The 18108-nt window shown below is 69.8% G+C and carries 14 protein-coding genes and 1 rRNA gene; 8 read left to right on the top strand and 7 right to left on the bottom strand.

Annotated features, from left to right (window positions below; translation table 11 throughout):
* Positions 1 to 5 precede the first annotated feature (5 nt).
* Complete coding sequence (locus ABT061_RS04900; protein ID WP_350912758.1) at positions 6 to 1496, bottom strand: PucR family transcriptional regulator; 1491 nt, start codon at positions 1494 to 1496, stop codon at positions 6 to 8.
* A 90-nt stretch (positions 1497 to 1586) separates the two neighbouring features.
* On the opposite strand from ABT061_RS04900, the gene gabT reads away from it, so the two are divergent.
* From gabT to ABT061_RS04880, 4 genes are all read left to right on the top strand, one after another.
* Complete coding sequence (gene gabT / locus ABT061_RS04895; RefSeq protein WP_350912756.1) at positions 1587 to 2939, top strand: 4-aminobutyrate--2-oxoglutarate transaminase; 1353 nt, start codon at positions 1587 to 1589, stop codon at positions 2937 to 2939.
* A gap of 245 nt (positions 2940 to 3184) precedes the next feature.
* Positions 3185 to 3427: a hypothetical protein gene (locus ABT061_RS04890; RefSeq protein ID WP_350912754.1), complete on the top strand. Its 243-nt coding sequence runs from the start codon at positions 3185 to 3187 to the stop codon at positions 3425 to 3427.
* 233 nt (positions 3428 to 3660) lie between these two features.
* Positions 3661 to 4014, top strand: coding sequence for a YciI family protein (locus tag ABT061_RS04885; protein ID WP_350913419.1), 354 nt, complete (start codon positions 3661 to 3663; stop codon positions 4012 to 4014).
* Positions 4011 to 5264, top strand: coding sequence for an RNA polymerase sigma factor (locus tag ABT061_RS04880; RefSeq protein ID WP_350912752.1), 1254 nt, complete (start codon positions 4011 to 4013; stop codon positions 5262 to 5264). The genes ABT061_RS04885 and ABT061_RS04880 overlap by 4 nt, the downstream gene beginning before the upstream one ends.
* 24 nt (positions 5265 to 5288) lie before the next feature.
* On the opposite strand, the gene ABT061_RS04875 is transcribed toward ABT061_RS04880, so the two are convergent.
* From ABT061_RS04875 to ABT061_RS04855, 5 genes are all read right to left on the bottom strand, one after another.
* Entirely contained in the window at positions 5289 to 6515 is a 1227-nt protein-coding gene (locus ABT061_RS04875) for a saccharopine dehydrogenase family protein (protein WP_350912750.1), read from the bottom strand.
* 188 nt (positions 6516 to 6703) lie between these two features.
* A complete protein-coding gene (locus ABT061_RS04870) occupies positions 6704 to 8002 on the bottom strand; it encodes a type 2 periplasmic-binding domain-containing protein (RefSeq protein WP_350912748.1) in 1299 nt (432 codons plus the stop codon).
* Between the two features lie 228 nt (positions 8003 to 8230).
* Positions 8231 to 9736 carry a CoA-acylating methylmalonate-semialdehyde dehydrogenase gene (locus ABT061_RS04865; RefSeq protein ID WP_350912745.1) on the bottom strand — a complete coding sequence of 502 codons (1506 nt, stop codon included), beginning with the start codon at positions 9734 to 9736 and terminating at the stop codon, positions 8231 to 8233.
* Positions 9733 to 11031, bottom strand: coding sequence for an aspartate aminotransferase family protein (locus tag ABT061_RS04860; protein WP_350912743.1), 1299 nt, complete (start codon positions 11029 to 11031; stop codon positions 9733 to 9735). Before ABT061_RS04860 ends, ABT061_RS04865 begins: the two co-directional genes overlap by 4 nt.
* Before the next feature lie 166 nt (positions 11032 to 11197).
* Positions 11198 to 12709 carry an MFS transporter gene (locus ABT061_RS04855; protein WP_350912741.1) on the bottom strand — a complete coding sequence of 504 codons (1512 nt, stop codon included), beginning with the start codon at positions 12707 to 12709 and terminating at the stop codon, positions 11198 to 11200.
* Positions 12710 to 12763: 54 nt separating this feature from the next.
* Between ABT061_RS04855 and ABT061_RS04850 the strand changes: the two genes are divergently transcribed.
* The 4 genes from ABT061_RS04850 to ABT061_RS04835 all read left to right on the top strand — a co-directional run bounded on the left by ABT061_RS04850 (position 12764) and on the right by ABT061_RS04835 (position 17770).
* On the top strand, positions 12764 to 13543 hold the full coding sequence (locus tag ABT061_RS04850) for a TetR/AcrR family transcriptional regulator (RefSeq protein WP_350912739.1): 780 nt from the start codon (positions 12764 to 12766) through the stop codon (positions 13541 to 13543).
* A 126-nt stretch (positions 13544 to 13669) separates the two neighbouring features.
* Positions 13670 to 15295 (top strand): PucR family transcriptional regulator, encoded by a 1626-nt coding sequence (locus ABT061_RS04845; RefSeq protein ID WP_350912737.1) that lies wholly within the window; start codon positions 13670 to 13672, stop codon positions 15293 to 15295.
* A gap of 9 nt (positions 15296 to 15304) precedes the next feature.
* A complete protein-coding gene (locus ABT061_RS04840) occupies positions 15305 to 15700 on the top strand; it encodes a cupin domain-containing protein (protein WP_350912735.1) in 396 nt (131 codons plus the stop codon).
* Positions 15701 to 16306: 606 nt separating this feature from the next.
* Positions 16307 to 17770, top strand: coding sequence for a phosphodiester glycosidase family protein (locus tag ABT061_RS04835; RefSeq protein WP_350912734.1), 1464 nt, complete (start codon positions 16307 to 16309; stop codon positions 17768 to 17770).
* A 269-nt stretch (positions 17771 to 18039) separates the two neighbouring features.
* Here the strand turns inward: ABT061_RS04835 and rrf are convergent.
* Positions 18040 to 18108: ribosomal RNA gene (gene rrf / locus ABT061_RS48335) — 5S ribosomal RNA — on the bottom strand; the annotation flags it as partial.

Below are 18108 nucleotides of genomic sequence, written 5' to 3'. Positions count from 1 at the left end.
ACCCGTCACCCGGCGACGGCCAGGGCGATCCAGAGTTCGGCACGGGCCGCCGGGTCGTCGAGGTCACGGCCGACGAGTTCGGCGACCCGGCGCATGCGGTAGCGCAGGGTGTGACGGTGCACTCCGAGCCGCTGCGCCGCCGCGTCCCAGTGGCCGTTGCAGTCCAGGTAGGCCCGGAGGGACTCCAGCAGATCCGCGCGCGAGCCGTACTTCCTGAGCGGGGCGAGCAGCGCCGCGGAGAACGCCGCCGCCGCGTCGGAGTCGAGCAGGCAGAGCAGTCCCCGGCCCGCCAGATCGGCGAAGCGCATCACCGGCACGGCACCGCGCCTGGCCGCGGCGAGCGCCTGGCCTGCCTGGTCGAGTCCGGTACGCAGATCGTCGAGACCGGCGGGATCGCCGACCCCGACGGGGCCGTGCTCGCCGAGCGCCGCCGCCACGGCATCGGCCCGCGAGGCCGGGACGAGCAGGACCACCCTGTCACCGCCGGTGTCCCCGCCGGTGTCGCCGTCTGCCGCCGCGAACTCGTCACCCGCGGCCTCCAGCACCGCCTCCCGCTCGCCGGCGCAGGCGATGGCCACCAGCGGCCCGGCGGGAAGCCGCTCCCCCAGCCGCTCCAGCGTCTCGCACCCGGCGTCCACCTGCCCGGCCAGCAGCAGCCGCAGCACCGCCGAGCGGACCCGGCGCTCGGCGGCCAGGTACTCCCTGCCGTGCTCGGCGGCAAGCGTCAGCAGGGAACCGGCGGCGTTGACCACGGTGTGCGCGACCGGGGTGAAGGGCCGGCCGAGGCCGACGGCGAGGAATCCCCTGACCCGGCGGGCCCCGAACGGCTGCACGATGACGTGCTCCCTGGGCGAGGAGAGGGCCACGCTCGCGGGCGCGCCACGGTTGGTGATCTTTCTCAACCGCTCCAGCTCGGGGCCGAGGTCGTCGGCGGCGCCGGCCGAACCCCGGCCCGCCGCGTGCCGCACGGCCCCCGCCTCGTCGAGCAGGACCGCCCAGCCGCCCAGCTCGCGGGCCAGGCGGTCGATCACCGCGCGAGGCCCCTCCGGGCGCAGGGCGGCGCGGGTGAGCCGGCCCTGGGCGGCGAAGGCACGGCTGAGCTCGTCATACTGCTCCGCGGCGAGCAGTTCGCTGACCACCTTGCCGATGGCGACGAACGGGGTGTCGCGCGGCACCTCGAGCAGCGGCAGCCCCGCCCGGGTGGCGGCCTCGACCAGTTCCCCGGGGATCGTCTCGTGCCCGAGCCCGACGCCGAATCCGAGGCCGGCGACCTCCCTGCCGACCAGGCGCTCGACGTAGGACGCGGCGTTGCCGGCGTCCAGGCGCATGCCCGTGGTGAGGACCAGTTCCCCGCCCTCAAGGAACGGGGTGGGATCCTCCAGTTCGCTGACCGCCACCCAGCGCACCGGCCGGTCGAGCGCGTCTCCACCGGCGAGCACGCCGAGCCCGAGCGGCGACCGCCGTACGACGGTGCGCAGCGTCGGCGCCACAGCCACCCCCGTTTTGTACGTTACGTCCAGTGTTCCCCGTCAATTTTGACATAGTGCATCATCGGCACACCGACATCCACCGCATACCTTCACATCATGAGCACCGTCACCGAGGGCGGCCCCTCGCTTCCGCAGGAACGCCGCATCGTCACCGAGATCCCCGGCCCGAAGTCCCGTGAGCTGTTCGCGCGCAAACAGGCCTCCGTACCACCGGGCATCGGCACCACACTGCCCGTCTTCGTGACGCACGCCGGAGGCGGTGTGGTCGTCGACGCCGACGGCAACTCCCTGATCGACTTCGGTTCCGGCATCGCGGTGACCAACGCCGGCAACGCCGCTCCGCGCGTCGTCGAGCGGGTGCGCAAGCAGGTCGCCGACTTCACGCACACCTGCTTCATGATCACGCCGTACGAGTCGTACGTGCAGGTCGCCGAGAAGCTCAACGAGATCACCCCCGGCGACCACGAGAAGCGCACCTTCCTGCTCAACAGCGGCGCCGAGGCCGTGGAGAACGCGGTCAAGGTCGCCCGCCAGGCCACCGGCCGCCAGGCGGTCGTCGTCTTCGACCACGGCTACCACGGCCGGACCCTGCTGACGATGACGCTGACCGCCAAGAACATGCCGTACAAGCACGGCTTCGGCCCGTTCGCCCCCGAGGTCTACCGGGTGCCGCTGGCCTACCCGTTCCGCTGGCCCTCGGGCCCGGAGAACTGCGCCGAGGAGGCCGCCGCCCAGGCGATCGACCAGATCACCAAGCAGATCGGCGCGGAGAACGTCGCCGCCGTGGTGATCGAGCCGATCGCGGGTGAGGGCGGCTTCATCGAGCCCGCCAAGGGCTTCCTGCCGAGGATCGCGGAGTTCTGCCGGGAGAACGGCATCGTCTTCATCGCCGACGAGGTGCAGACCGGTTTCTCCCGTACCGGCGACCTGTTCGCCTGCGAGGACGAGGGCATCGTGCCCGACATCATCGTCACCGCCAAGGGCATCGCGGGCGGCCTCCCGCTGTCCGCGGTCACCGGCCGGGCCGATCTCCTCGACAAGGTTCACGTGGGCGGTCTGGGCGGCACCTACGGCGGTAACCCGCTCGCCTGCGAGGCGGCACTGGGCGTGCTGGAGACCATCGAGGCCGACGACCTGACCGGAAAGGCCCGCCGCATCGGCGAGACCATGCTCCCCCGGCTGCGCGCCATGGCGGAGCGGAACCCGGTGATCGGCGACGTACGCGGCCGGGGGGCCATGATCGCCATCGAGCTGGTGGTTCCCGGCACCAAGGACCCGCACCCCACGGCGGCGGGCGAGATCGCCAGGAGGTGCCACGCCGAGGGCCTGCTCGTGCTGACCGCGGGCACCTACGGCAACGTGCTGCGCTTCCTGCCGCCGCTGGTCATCCCCGACCACCTCCTGGAGGAGGGGCTCACCATCCTGGAGAAAGCCATAAGCGAGGTCTGACGGTTTAGATACCACTAAATAGGGCACCCGGCTTGATGCTGAGTGCCCTATTTGCCGTTATACGGCCTGCATGTAGGCCGTGATTTAACCACCACTTGACACCTACCACAACGGTCACGGGCTGTGATCGCGTTATAACAGTTCCGATATGAAAGTGCTCGATCACCACAGGAAACGTGTCGACATCCTCCCCACGGCCGAGCCGCGGGAGAGAACCAGGGGTCTCCACGCTGGAGGAATTCAAGATGAGTTGGCGGCCGGCCAGAACGGCACACGGCACGATGACCTTCGACCCCGAGGGGCTGACCCGCACCCAGCGTGAGGGCGACGCCTGCGTGGCCTGTCACAAGAAGTGGCCCCGCCCGCGCATCAGGATCGGCCGCCTTCCGGACGGCAACGCCCTCTTCGCCTGCCCCGAGTGCGCGGAGGCACTGCTGCCGCAACAGGACGACGCCCACTCCCTCCCTCGCCACGTGGCCTTCTCCTAGACCTCCGACCCCGCACCGTCCCGAGGCGTGCACCGTTCGGGTAGCTTCTCCAGCATCGGAGCGCGCCCGTGCACGAGGTCAGGCCGCCGTACGGCCCGGTGCTCGCGGCCACGGAGGTGCGGGCGCCACTTTCCTTGCGGATGGATGTCGAGACCGGACCACCCGCTCCGACCTGACCGTGAGAGGCACCCGCGCCGGGCGCCGCGAGCACGAGGAGCGAGAGCGTGAAGTACATGCTGCTGATCTACAGCAACCCCGCGACCTGGGAGACCCTGTCCCCGCAGGAGGTCGACGGGATAATGGGCGAGGCCGGCGCCCTCATGAAGGAGCTCACCGACTCCGGCGAGTGGGTCGGCGGGGAGGCGCTGGCCGACCCTTCGCAGACCAGGACCGCGCGGATGCGCGACGGCGTGCCGGCGACCACGGACGGGCCGTTCCTTGAGGCCAAGGAGCACCTGGCCGGATACTGCGTGATCGACTGCGAGAGCCCCGAGCGGGCGGCCGAGATCGCCAGACGCTGGCCGGACGCCCGGCTGTGCGCGGTGGAGATACGGCCGATCATGAGCACGGCCGGTACCGAGGCGTGACCCTTGCCAGTGGAACCGAGGACCTGCTGCGCGAGCTCGCGCCGCAGGTCCTCGGCGCGCTCGTCCGGCGCCACGGTCACTTCGACGCGTGCGAGGACGCGGTGCAGGAGGCGTTGCTGGCCGCCACCCTGCAGTGGCCCGGCGAGGGCGTACCGGACAATCCCCGCGGCTGGCTGATCACGGTCGCCTCCCGCCGGCTGACCGACGAGCTGCGCAGCGAGTACGCGCGCACCCGCAGGGAGACCCTGGTCGCGACGCGGACGCCCGCGGACGAGTTCCGCTCGCCCGCCGCCGACGCCGAGCGGGCAGGCGGGCAGGACGACACCCTGACCCTGCTGTTCCTGTGCTGCCACCCCGCGCTCTCCCCTGCCTCGCAGGTCGCGCTCACCCTGCGCGCGGTCGGCGGTCTGACCACGGCGCAGATCGCCCACGCGTTCCTCGTCCCCGAGGCGACCATGGCCCAGCGCATCAGCCGGGCCAAGCAGCGGATCAGGAGCACGGGCATTCCCTTCACACCGCCTCCCGAGCCGGAGCGGGCCGAGCGGCTGCGAGTGGTCCTGCACGTGCTGTACCTGATCTTCAACGAGGGCTACACGGCCACCTCGGGACCCGACCTGCAACGCCCCGAGCTGGCCGGGGAGGCGATCCGGCTCGCCCGCATGGTCCGCGGGCTGCTGCCCGGAGACGGCGAGGTGGCCGGACTGCTCGCCCTCATGGTGCTCACCGACGCCCGGCGACCGGCCCGCACCGGGCCCGGTGGCTCACTGATACCGCTCGCCGAGCAGGACCGGAGCCGCTGGAACGGGGAGGCCACCGCCGAGGGGGTCGCGCTCATCACGGACGTGCTGGCCTGGGCACCTCTCGGCCCTTACCAGCTCCAGGCGGCGATCGCCGCGGTGCACGCCGAGGCGACCTGCGCCGAGGAGACGGACTGGCCGCAGATCCTCGCGCTGTACAGGCTGCTCGAACGCCTGGCCCCCAACCCGATGGTCACGCTCAACCACGCCGTCGCGCTCGCGATGGTGAAGGGCCCGCGGGCCGGACTCGACCTGCTCGGGGGCCTGGAGGCCGACGAGCGGGTGGCCGGGCACCACCGCCTGCACGCGGTGCGCGCGCACCTGCTGGAGACGGCCGGTGACCGTGAGGCCGCCCGCGCCGGCTACCGCGAGGCCGCGCGCCGTACCACCAGCCTTCCCGAACAGCGCTACCTGGAGACCCGGGCCGCCCGGCTGGCGCAGGCGGAACGGTAACGGCTCGCCCGAGGGCGCGGCGCGTCAGGCCGACAGGAGAGCCGGGGTGGTCTGGTCGCGCATGCCCCACGGCGAGCCGTAGGCGTTGAGCAGTTCCAGGAAGGGCACCGCGTCGAACGCCTCGGGGCCGAGCACCCCGGTGCCCGACCAGGCGCCGGTGGCCAGCAACTCCAGGGCGACCACCGGGTGCACCGCCGTCTGCCAGACCACGGCCTGGCAGCCGTACTCCCGCATCGACCACTCGTTGTCGACCACGTGGTAGAGGTAGACCTCGCGCGGCCGCCCGTCCTTGCCCACGCCCTTCACCCAGGTTCCGGCGCAGGTCTTGCCCCGCATCCGGTCACCGAGCGTGGCCGGGTCGGGGAGGCTGGCCGCGACCACGTCGCGCGGCGAGGTCTCGACACCACCCACCTTGATCTTGCCCGCCTTGTCCAGGCCCAGCTTGTGCAGGGTCTTCAGGACTCCGATGAACTCCTCGCCGAGACCGTACTTGAACGTCACCCGCCTGGCGTCGATGTAGCGCGGTACGAGGAGCACCTCCTCGTGCTCGACATTGACGCACTCGACGGGCCCGATCCCCTCGGGGAAGTCGAAGACCTCGGGCTCGCTGAACGGCTCGGTGGTGTGCCAGTCACCGTCCTCCCAGACCACCGGCGGGTTGAGGCACTCCTCGATGGTCGTCCAGATGGAGAAGGTCGGCGCGAAGTCATAGCCCTCGACCACCAGGTTGGAGCCGTCGCGGATACCGATCTCCTCGATGCTCTCGAAGAGGTGCTCGGCGGCGTAGCGCGCGAAGACGTCGGCCAGCCCAGGTTCCACGCCCATGCCGACCAACGCCAGCCCGCCCCGCTCCCGCCATGCCTCGCCGAGGGCGAACTGCTCGTCGCCGAGCTTCACCCCGGTCAGCTCGTACGGTCTGCGGGGATGGGGGCGTGACAGCGACATCGCCATGTCGAGGTAGTGGGCTCCGGCGTTGAGCGCCGCCTCGAACAGGGACATGGTGAAGCGGGGGTCCACCGCGTTGAAGAGCACGTCGCAGCGGTGCTCGGCGAGGGCGGCCTCGACCGCCACCCGGTCGGAGGCGTCCAGCCCGATGGCGCTGAAACGCGGGTCCGCGATCCTGGCCACCACGGCGGCGGCCCGGTCCTGTTGAGAGTCGGCGACCACGATGTGTTCGAAGAAATCTCGGCGTGCGGCGATCGGGACGACGGCGGAGCCAACGCCGCCCGCTCCAACAAGAAGGATTCTCATGGCGACTAGCCTACCCACTGACTGGTCGACCAGTCGATATTAAGAGCATGATTTTCCCACTGAATCCATCGTCGAAAACGATCAGAGCAACGAAAAACGTAGCTTGTCGCCGAGAGCGCAGACATAGCAGGGTAGAGGGAACATCACGGAGCCTCCCTTTCCCGGCGAGGGGGCGACCGGGTGCGGCCTCAGTCGGAGATCCGGGGCTTTCCAGGCTCCGAGGATGCTCGGAGGCTTTTCCAGCGCTCCGCCCAGTCGGCGTAGTCGGTGCACTCCCCACCCAGGCCGCCGCAGTCCCTCGCCGGGCGGGCGGCGAAGAGGACGTCGCGCAGCCGGCGGTCGTCACGCACGTGGTAGGCCTCGCACATCCGGCGGGCGCGCCCGCCGCACGCCTCCGGGTTGGCCGGGGCGAGGCCGGTCCAGGCCGCGGCGGGGCGCTGCGCCCGCGCCGAACTCATCCAGTTCAGCCACCGGTAGGCGCAGTTCGGGCTGGCCGGCTTGGCCGCGAGCATCCACGAGTCGACCCACCCTGTCGCCGGGCCTCCCTTCAGCACCTTCATCGGCCGGCCCGCGCGCTGGAAGAGGTCGAGGTGGTAGGGCAGGACCTGGGCGATCCGCACCCGCTCCGCCGACAGTGCCCTGACCAGGTCGAGCGAGCCGTCCCAGTAAACCCGGTCGGGGCCGTCGCCCTCGGCGAGGAGCTTCATCGCGGCGTCGAGCTGGGCGGGGGTGAGCTGGAACGGATTCTTGATCTTCAACTGGGGGCGCGTCCCCTTGAGGGCGAGCGCGGCGTCGGCGATGCTCAGCGGGCTGTTCCTGATCGCCGCCGGAGCCGCCCCGTAGAGGGCGAGGGGCCCCCGCGGCCCGTCCCCTTCGCGGACCACCCGGTTCACCCCCCACAGGTAGGGAATGCCGTAGACCTTGCCGTCCTCACGCAGACCGGGCAGCTCGCGCAGGCGCTTGGGAATCCGCCGGTAGTCGGCGACCAGCGCGGTGTCGAGCGGCGCGACCTTCCCCTGCTCCACCAGCAGACCGGCCAGGTCGGGGGCGGCCGAGAGCACGTCGTAGCCGCCCCGGGCGAACCTGGCGGCCATCTCCTCGCTCGTCCTGACCCGGTCGAGCTTGACGACGCAGCCGCTCTCCCGCTCGAAGGGTGTCAGCCAGTTGACCCGCGAGCTGACCGCGCCGTACTCGACGTACCCCTGGAACGTGAGCACCTGGAGCATGCCCTCGCCCTTGCCGATGGACGCCGACGGCGCCGGGCTGGAGGTGGCTCCGGGCTCGGAGCCGGGCGCCGCGACGGGCGTGGAGCTCCGCACCGGCTGGGCCGCGCTCGCGGCCCCCGCCTGGGCCAGGGTGGCGAGCGCCAGGCCGCCCGCCCCCAGCACTGCCCCGAGACGCGCGCGACGGAGCCTGTCCCTGCCCACGAGGCCCACGAGGTTTCCTCCCGACGTCGCCACCGATCTGCCCGGGAGCCTACCGGCCATCCTCGGCCTCCCGCGGTCCGTTGGGGTGTGTGCCCGGTTCCCACCGGCCAGGCGTGGGCGAGCCCCGCCCCGCGGCAGAGGTGTCAGAGCACACGTGAGGCCCGCGTCCCGGCAGGAGGGACGCGGACCTCACGGTTCAGGGGCCAGTGGGTGGGGCGCCTCCTTCTCCCTGGTCGGGGCGCCTGCTCCCTACCGGGAACCTCCCGCTCGATGTCCGATGCGGGACCACTAGCCGTTGGTGGGGAAGCCGAGGTTGACACCGCCGTGGCTCGGGTCGAGCCAGCGGGAGGTGACGACCTTGCCCCGGGTGTAGAAGTGCACACCCTCGCTCCCGTGGACATGGGTGTCACCGAAGAGCGAGGACTTCCAGCCACCGAAGCTGTAGAAGGCCATCGGCACCGGGATCGGCACGTTGATACCGACCATGCCGACCTCGACCTCGTTCTGGAAACGCCGGGCCGCGCCGCCGTCGTTGGTGAAGACCGCGGTACCGTTGCCGAACTCACCACCGTTGATCAGCTCCAGGCCCTCCTCATAGGAGGAGACCCGCACGATCGCCAGGACCGGACCGAAGATCTCCTCGGTATGGACCCGCGAGCCGGCGGGCACATGGTCGAGCACCGTGGGCCCCAGCCAGAAACCAGGACTCTCCTCGGCCGCGCCACCGCCCAGGACCGGGGTCCGGCGGCCGTCCACGACGAGCTTCGCCCCCTCGGCGACGCCCAGCTCCAGATAGGAGGCGACCTTGTCGCGATGGGCCTCGGTGACCAGGGGCCCCATCTGCGCGGCGGGATCGTCGCCGGGGCCGACGGTCAGCTCCGCGACCCGGGAGACGATCCTGTCGACCAGCTCGTCGCCGACCGGGTCCACGGCCAGCACGACGGAGATCGCCATGCAGCGCTCACCGGCCGAGCCGAAACCCGCCGAGACCGCGGCGTCGGCGACCAGGTCCAGGTCGGCGTCGGGCAGCACCAGCATGTGGTTCTTGGCGCCGCCGAGCGCCTGGACCCGCTTGCCGTGACGGGTGGCGCTCTCATAGACGTGGCGGGCGATGGGCGTGGACCCGACGAACGAGACCGCGCGCACGTGCGGGTGCTCCAGCAGCCGGTCCACCGCCGTCTTGTCGCCCTGGACGACGCCGAAGACACCGTCGGGCAGCCCGGCCTCCTTCCACAGCGAGGCCATCAGCAACGAGGCCGAGGGGTCCTTCTCCGACGGTTTGAGGATGAAGGCGTTGCCCGCGGCGATCGCGATCGGGAACATCCACATCGGCACCATGGCCGGGAAGTTGAACGGGGTGATCCCGGCGACGACGCCCAGCGGCTGCCGGATCGAGTAGGAGTCGACCCGGGTGGAGACGCCCTCGGAGAAGCCGCCCTTGAGCAGGTGCGGGATGCCGCAGGCGAACTCCACGACCTCCAGGCCGCGGGCGACCTCGCCGAGCGCGTCGGAGTGGACCTTGCCGTGCTCGGCCGAGATGAGCCGGGCCAGCTCGTCGCGGTGGGCGTACATCAGCTCGCGGAAACGAAACAGTACCTGCGAGCGCTTGACCAGCGAGGCGTCCCGCCAGGCGGGCCAGGCCGCGACGGCGGCGGCCACGGCCGCGTCCACCTCCTCCACCGAGGCCAGCTGGACCCGCCCGGTGACCTCTCCGGTCGCCGGGTTGAAGATCTCGGAGGTGCGGCCGGAGCCCTCGACGAGGGCTCCGTTGATCCAGTGAGTGACGTTCTTCACGAGGCGACCTCGGCGTTGACGGTTTCGAGCACACCGACGATGATTCCGAGGCCCTCGGCGGCCTCCTCCATGGTCAGGGTGAGCGGCGGGGCCATGCGGAGCACGTTGCCCCGCAGCCCGCCCTTGCCCGCCAGCAGGCCGGCCTTCCTGCTCTCCTCCATGAACCGGTTGGCGAGCGCCGGGGAGGGTTCGCCCGTCGCCGGGTCGACCAGCTCGACGGCGAACATCAGGCCCCTGCCGCGGACGTCGCCGACGATCGGCAGGCGCGGCGCGGCCTCGCGGAGCCCGTCGATGATCAGGGCACCGGTCCTGGCCGCGGCGGCCTGCAGGTCGTGGTCGAGGACGTAGTCCAGGGTGGCGTTGGCCGCGGCCATGGAGATCGGGTTGCCGCCGAAGGTGGCCAGCCCGACGGCGTGGAGGTTGTCCATCAGGTCACCCCGGGCGACGACGCCACCCACCGCGAAGCCGTTGCCCAGCCCCTTGGCGAAGGTCATCATGTCGGGCGTGACACCGTGGTTCTGGATGCCGAAGAAGGCCGAGCCGGTACGGCCCCAGCCGGTCTGCACCTCGTCGGAGATGAACAGGATCCCCTCGGAGTCGAGGACCTCCTGGTAGGCGGCGAACAGCCCGTCGGGGGCCATGGTGAAGCCGCCCACGCCCTGGATCGGCTCGGCGATCAGCGCCGCCACGTCGTTGGAGACGGCCGTGGAGAGCACGTGGCGCAGGTCGTCGACGCAGGCCTCGATGTAGCCGGCGTCGGACAGGCCGCGGAACTGGGCGAGGTGCCGGTCGGCTCCGTGCAGGAAGTGCACGTTCAGCGGCGACAGCGAGTTGTTCCTCCAGGAACGGTTGCCCGTGACGCCGATCGTGCCGAAGGAGCGGCCGTGGTAGCTCTGCCGCATGGCGAGCACCTGGTCGGACTTGCGCGCGTAGGTCGCCAGCAGCAGCGCGGCCTCGTTGGCCTCGGTGCCGGAGTTGGTGAAGAAGACCTTCGCGTCCTGGATACCGGAGAGCCTGGCGATCTTCTCGGCCAGCTCGACCTGACCGCGCAGCAGGTAGACCGTGGAGGTGTGCACGACACCGGTGGCGAGCTGCCGCTCCACGGCCTCCCGCACCTCGGGCACGTCGTACCCGATCATGTTGGTCAGAATGCCCGCGAAGAAGTCGAGGTAGGTCTTGCCCGACGCGTCGACTACCCGGTTGCCCTTGCCTGAGACGATCTCGATGGGCTCGTCGTAGTAGAGAGCCAGCCAGTTGGGCATTACCGCGCGATGGCGCGCAAGGAGGTCCGACATACATCGAGTATCACCGCTCGGGGCCCCCTCCTCATACCAGCAACATGTCGGCATATAGTCGCCAAACCCAGCACACTGTCAGGTCGGTACGCCCAGGCCGGCGTGCCGATCCGCCCGGGCGGATCGGCCGGGCGGATCGGCACGCCGTGGCGGCGGCCGGAGAACCTCAGCCCTCGGTCTTCACCAGGTCGGTGTCCGAGGCGGCCGTGCCCACGGGCGCGGGCCGCAGCACCAGGAACGCCAGCGTGGCGGCGGCCAGCGTGAAGGCGATTCCCACCCAGGAGCCGAACGACATGGCGGAGACGAACGCCTCGCGCGCGGTCTCGATCACCCCCGGATCCCCCAGCCGCAGCGCCGCTCCGATCGACTCCCTGGCGCCGGCCGGGGCGTCCGCGGGCATCGACGAGGTGTAAACCCCGGCCAGCACGCTGCCCAGCACGGCGATGCTCAGCGCCATGCCGACCTGCTGGACCGTGTCGTTGAGCGCCGACCCGACACCGGCGTGCGCGGGCGGCACCGCGCCCATCAGCGTCGCGTAGGCCGCGGGACCCGCCAGGCCGCCGCCGATCCCCATGAGCATGAGACCGGAGATCAACATGCCGTACCCGGTGTCGGCGGTCATGAAGGTGAGCACCCCGAAGCCGGACGCCATCACGGCGAGGCCGACGGCGACCAGCACCCGGTTGCTGACCTTCCGCCCCAGCCCGGCACCGACCCCGTTGAACAGCGCGGCGGCCACGGCGTACGGCAGCAGCGCGAGACCGGCCTGCATGGGACCGTAGCCCAGCACGAACTGCAGGTACTGGGTCAGCATCAGCAGCAGCGCGCCCGTGCCGAACGACATCAGCACGATCGAGAACGAGGCACCGCTGAAGTTCCGGTTGCGAAACAGTTCCAGCGGGAGCATTGGATGGTCCAACCTGAGCTCCCAGATCACGAACGCCCCCAGCGCGACCACCGCCACGCCGGCGGCGACCAGCGACTCCGCCGAGGTCCAGCCCGCCGTCGGGGCGGAGATGACCACGTAGACCAGGGCGCTCATGCCGACCGTGGACAGCACCACGCCGAGCGGGTCGAGTTTTCTCGCCGGACCACGTGACTCGGGCATCAGCAGCACCGCCGCGACGACGGCGACGATCGCGACGGGCGCGTTGAGCAGGAAGATCGATCCCCACCAGTAGTGTTCCAGCAGGAAACCGCCCAGCGTGGGACCGGCGATCACACCGACCATGGCCACCGCGCTCCACGCGGCGATCGCCTTGCGGCGCTCCTCCTCGTCGAAGACGGTGATCAGGATCGACAGGGTGCTCGGCATCAGGAGGGAGCCGCCGACGCCCATCAGCGCGCGGGCACCGATCAGCTGCCAGGGCTCGGTGACCAGCACGGCGATCAGCGAGGCACCGCCGAACAGCAGCAGGCCGATGACCAGGAAACGCTTACGGCCATAACGGTCCGACAGGCTGCCCGAGGTGAGCAGCAACCCGGCGAAGACCAGGACATAGGCATCGATGATCCATTGGATGTCCGCGGGGGTGGCTCCCAGGTCGACCATCAACGCCGGGATGGCCAGATTCAGGACCGTGTTGTCCACCACCAGGACCAGCAGGCTCAGACAGAGTACTCCGAGGATCCACCAGCGCCTCGGATCGCGTTCGACTCGTACAGTGTTCGATTCCACTCGCACACTGTACGACAAGCTCGCACGGTGTACTATCGGATTTATGCTTGGAGCGTGAAACAGCACTTCAGCTCCGTCTGGACGCGCGAGTCGCGCGCCGCCAAGAGTCCGGGGCTCGATCGCGCGCAGATCGTGCGCGAGGCGATGGCACTGCTCGACGCCGAGGGGCTGGACGCACTGAGCATGCGCCGCCTGGGCGCCAGGCTCGGCTCGGGGGCCACCAGTATCTACTGGCACGTGGCCAACAAGGACGAGCTGCTGGAGCTGGTCCTCGACGAGGTCTACGGCGAGCTGACGGTCCCGGACGTCCAGGAGACCACCTGGCGCAACTCCGCCGCCTCCTTCGCGTACAGCATGCGCCAGATGCTCTTCAGGCACCCCTGGGTGACCAACCTCATCGGGACCATCCCCGGCATCGGCCCCAACGCGATACTGCTGATGACCCGGCTCGTCGCCACCTTCGACCACGCCGGGTTCCGTGGCCTCGACCAGGACTACGCCGCCTCGACGCTCATGGCCTACGTGTCCGGGGTCACCCTGCCCGAAATCTCCTGGCGGACCATGATGGAGCGGACCGGCCTTGACTCCAACGAGCTGAACGCGGCCCTCCATCCGGCGGTGGAGAAGGCCGCGTCAGGCCACCCCGGACTGGCCGCCCGCTACGCCGAGTTCAGGGAGATCGACGTCGAGACCACCAGGGCGCTCAACTTCGAGTTCGGCCTGACCTGCCTCCTCGACGGCCTGGAGGCCCGCCTGAACCGCGCGGCCTCGGCACCGGCACCGGCCTCGGCGGACCCCGGCGCGACACCGCCCCCGCGGCCGGGCATCCATTAGCGATCATCTCCTAACCCGGTGAAGACGACACCGCGGGCCCGATACCGCAGGTACACGGATGGCAGGTAAACAGCATGTAAAAGGGGGACCACGCGTACTTACATTCTGATCAGATACTCTCTGTGTGTGCTCCCTACAGTCGCCGACGTCCTCGCCCTGGACACCGTTCGCCGGGGCAATCCACAGGTCGTAGCGGGAGCTGACCGACTGGACAGCCGGGTGCGCTGGGTGCACGTGGGCGAGGTCACCGATATCGCCCACCTGCTACGCGGAGGCGAGCTCGTGCTCACCACCGGCATAGCCCTGCCCGACGACCCCGACAAGCTCGCCGACTATGTCGCCGAGCTGGCCGCCGTGGGTGCGTCGGGGCTGATCGTGGAGCTGGGCCGCAAGTTCATCAAAGAGTTGCCCCGTGCCGTGATCAACGCCGCCGAAGTGCACGGCCTGCCCCTGGTGACTCTGGCGATGGAGACGCCGTTCGTGCAGATCACCGAGTCGGTGCACGCCCGGATCATCGACATCCAGCTGGAGGAACTCCGCGCCTCCAAGCAGTTGCACGAGGTCTTCACCGAGCTGTCGGTCGAGGGCGCCTCCCCCGCGAGGGTGCTCGGCCAGGTCACCCGGTTGTCCGGACGCCCCGCGCTGCTGGAGAACCTCGCCCACCAGGTCCTGGCATGCGACACCGCCGGACGTGACACGGGCACGCTACTGGCCGGCTGGGAGACGCGCTCCCGCTCGGTGGCACCCCACCCTCGGACCGCCTACGACGCGGCCTCAGGCTGGCTGGTCACCATGGTCGGCGCCCGGGGCCAGGACTGGGGCCGCCTGATCCTGCTCTGTGACGGCGAGCCAGGACCGCACGACATCGTGCTCGCCGAACGCGCCGCGACCACCCTCGCCCTGGGCCGCCTGCTGGAACGCCACCAGGAGTCACTGGAGCGTCAGGCACACGGCACGATCATCACCGGAATCCTGACCCACGCGTACGCCGACCCCGAGGAGGCCGCGGCCCGCGCCCGTGCGGTCGGCGTGCCGCTCACCGGTCGCAGGCTCATGAGCGTGGTGCTGCGCCTGGCCGAGCCGGCGGAGAAGCCGATGGACAGCCAGGAGCAACTCGCCCAGCTCGCCGAACTGGGCGACGCGGCCGCCGCCGCCTGCCGAGAGGCCCGCCTTCCCGCCCTGATCGGCGCCCTGGACCAGAACCGGGTCGGCGTCCTGCTCCCCCTGCCACCGCGCGTCCTCCCCGAATCCGCGCTGACCATGCTCGCCGACCACCTGCGCACGGCCTTCACGACCCCCTTCGTCCTCGCCGCGGGTTCCGTGGTCGAGTCGGTCCGCGACGTGCGGCGAAGCTTCCTGGAGGCCGAGCAGGTCGCCGACGTGGCCGTCAGGCAGCCCGACGGACGCGCTTTCTACCGGCTCCCCGACCTCCGTCTGCGGGGCCTGCTCCACCTCCTGCGTGACGACGCCCGGCTGCAGACCTTCGCCGAACGCGAGCTTGGCCCGCTGCTCGCCCACGACGCCCAACGCGGCGGCGATCTCACCAGGATCCTCCGGGTCTACCTCAACGCGGGCCGCAACAAGGCCCTCGCCGCTCAGCGGGCGCATCTGTCGCGCCCCGCCTTCTACGACCGTCTCCACAGGTTGGAACGCGTCCTCGACACCGATCTGGACGATGTCGAGTCCTGCCTCTCCCTCCATGTCGCCCTGCTGGCGCTGGAGTCCTTCCGGAGAGACAATCCCCGCCCCTGAAAGGTCCCCATGCCCGACATTCTCATCCCAGAGCCCGCCGATCTGGCCCGGATGACCGCCGCTGCCGGGGCGTTCTCCGTCCCCACCGGTGACGTGCAGCTCTCACCGGACGAGCTGGAACCCGACCAGATCCTGGCGGGTTCCCCGCGCGTTTCGTCCATCGAGCTGTGGTCCTCACCGGATGGCGGGCAGAGCCGGGGCATCTGGGAGATCACGCCGGGCACCGTGGCCGATGTGGAACGTGACGAGATGTTCGTGGTCCTGTCCGGCCGCGCCACGCTGGAGGTCGACGGGGGTACCACCCTCGAACTCGTCCCCGGCTCGGTCTGCCTGCTCGCCGAGGGGGCCAAGACCGTCTGGATCGTCCACGAGACCCTGCGCAAGGTGTATCACTGCATGGGCTGACCAGATCACGGTCGTGGGTCGTACGGAACCGAGGTTCCGTACGACCCACGACCGTCCGTTTACCCCGATCACCGCTTTCCCCGATGACCGAATGCGGCGATCCGTCCCGCGGTAACTCCTGCGGACTTTTCCGGGTCTTCCTGAACCGACTTCGTACGCGAACTGCACTAACCGTGTCTGTCGGATGCGGCATCCAAGTGAACGGGGTCATCCGCACAGATGTGGAGATCCCAGCGGCGCGGACGCGTCAGGATCGCCCCGAGGATGACACCGAGGATCACGCTTGCGATGATCACGATGAGAATGCTCAGCCCCATGACGGCTGCCTCTCGGAAAGATGTGCCGCTTGATCTGAGGAAATGCGGCCTACTGCACCGTAGCGTCGCATTCTCGCTGTCGCAACGAAACGGCCAGGGACTAATCCTTATTGACCAGGACCGTTGACCCGGTCGGGACCGTCGCGGGCATGTGAATTCTCCCGCGGGTGACATGACCCTGCGTGAGCAGCAACACTTTCTTGGGATGTTTCGCGTGTTTCGCTCCCCTCGCCCTGTAGATCTCGGCACGATGGTGCACGAACTCTGAAACCAACGGGGAGAGATATACATGTCGCGACGCCTTGTCGCCGGATTCACGGCCCTAGCGCTCACCGCCACAGCGATTCCCGCTGAGGCCGAGCAGGCGAGTTCGGGGTTTCCCTCCTCCGCGTTCCCACTGGGTGTGAGCATGGCCACGGTGAAAAACCAGCAGAGTGTGGCACCGGGCATTGATCTTTTCAGCGTGAAGCACGGCAAGTCCACACAGGGCTGGACAGTCTCCGCCCTCATGCCCAACGGCCACGACGACGGCCGCCTGGACACCGCGCAGACGGTCGCCGAGGCCGTGGAGGCGGCGGGGTTCACTCCCAGCATCCTGCGGATCGTGCAGCCCGCCGCAGCGGACGCCCCGGCTGTGGAGCGATACATGGTCAGGATCGGCCTGTGGTCATTCGGCAAGCGGGCCGAGGCCGACAAGGTCGTGAAGGAACTCAAGGAGCAGGGCATCCGGGCCAAGACCGACTATCTCGGCGACGACGGCACCGAGACCACCGGTCCCTGGAACATGAGCGTGCTGATGGTCGACCCGAAGGTGTTCAAAGGGTCCTTCAAGACGAGCGTCGGCAAGAGCGTGGCCAAGCGCGAGACCACCAGCTCGATGTCGAAACTGACCGGCGCCATCGCCGGGGTCAACGGCGGCTTCTTCAACATCCACACCGCCAAGGCCCTTCAGGGCGACCCGGTCGGTGTCTCCGTGGTGGGTGGCAGGCTGCTCAGCGAGGCCGTACCAGGCCGCAGCGGCCTCGTCATCACCCAGGGCCGCAAGGCCCGGATCACCGAGTTGCGAACCCAGGTCACCGCGATCTCCTCGGACGGCACGAAGGCCGAGGTCAACGGCATCAACCGGGCCGCCGGAAGCGACGAGCTCGTCCTCTACACCGAGGAATTCGGCAGCAAGACGGCCACCGACGGCGGCATCGAGGCCGTCATCGACGCCCAAGGCCAGGTCGTCACGGTCCGCCAGGCCGGCGGCATCGTCGCCCGGGGCACCTACGTGCTTCACGGCACCGGCCTGGCGGCCGTCTGGCTGCAGGAACACACACAGGGCACCTGGATGAAGCTGGACACCAAGGTCATCGACCTGCGGACGCAGCGGGCGATACCGCTCACCCCTGATACACACATCATGGGCGGCGGGGTCGGGCTGGTCAGGAACGGCCGGGTGCGCATCACCGCGGCGGCCGACGGACACGCCTCGGTCAACATGATGCTCCGGCGCCACCCGCGCACGATGGTCGGTGTCAACAAGTCGGGCGGGCTGATCCTGGTCACGGTCGACGGACGCAACCCGGGTATCTCCGTGGGTGCCTCGATGGTGGAGGCTGCTCAGCTGATGCGCTGGCTGGGCGCCAAGCAGGCCATCAACTTCGACGGTGGTGGCTCCAGTGTGATGGTCGTCGGCCACAAGCCCGTCAACCGGCCCTCGGACGGCGCGGAGCGGACCGTGGGCGACGCCCTCTTCATCACGCCCTGACGAGCGGCGCTCCAACGCGAGAAGCCCCGGTCCTCATCGGCCGGGGCTTCTGGTTCTCCGTAGGCGTACGGCGGCTCTCTCAGCCTCCGGTTCCGAGGCATGTCTCGGAGCTCCGTCCCTGAACCCGGGTGCCTCCGCAGGGCCTCTGGATCCCCTCAACCATTTCAGATTCCAGGGTATGGAGAGGGCCCACGGCCGGCCTCCCGTTCGGAACTCTCCCGGAAAGCACGAAGGCCCCCACCAAAAGGTGAGGGCCCTCATGAAAGATTGTCCGGCGGCGACCTACTCTCCCACACCGTCCCCGGTGCAGTACCATCGGCGCTGAAGAGCTTAACTTC

Origin of the sequence: Streptosporangium sp. NPDC002544 (assembly GCF_040295965.1) — a bacterium.
Taxonomy (GTDB): domain Bacteria; phylum Actinomycetota; class Actinomycetes; order Streptosporangiales; family Streptosporangiaceae; genus Streptosporangium.
Note: the sequence above shows the minus strand (reverse complement) of the source record. Positions and strands in the feature narration are given on the sequence as shown.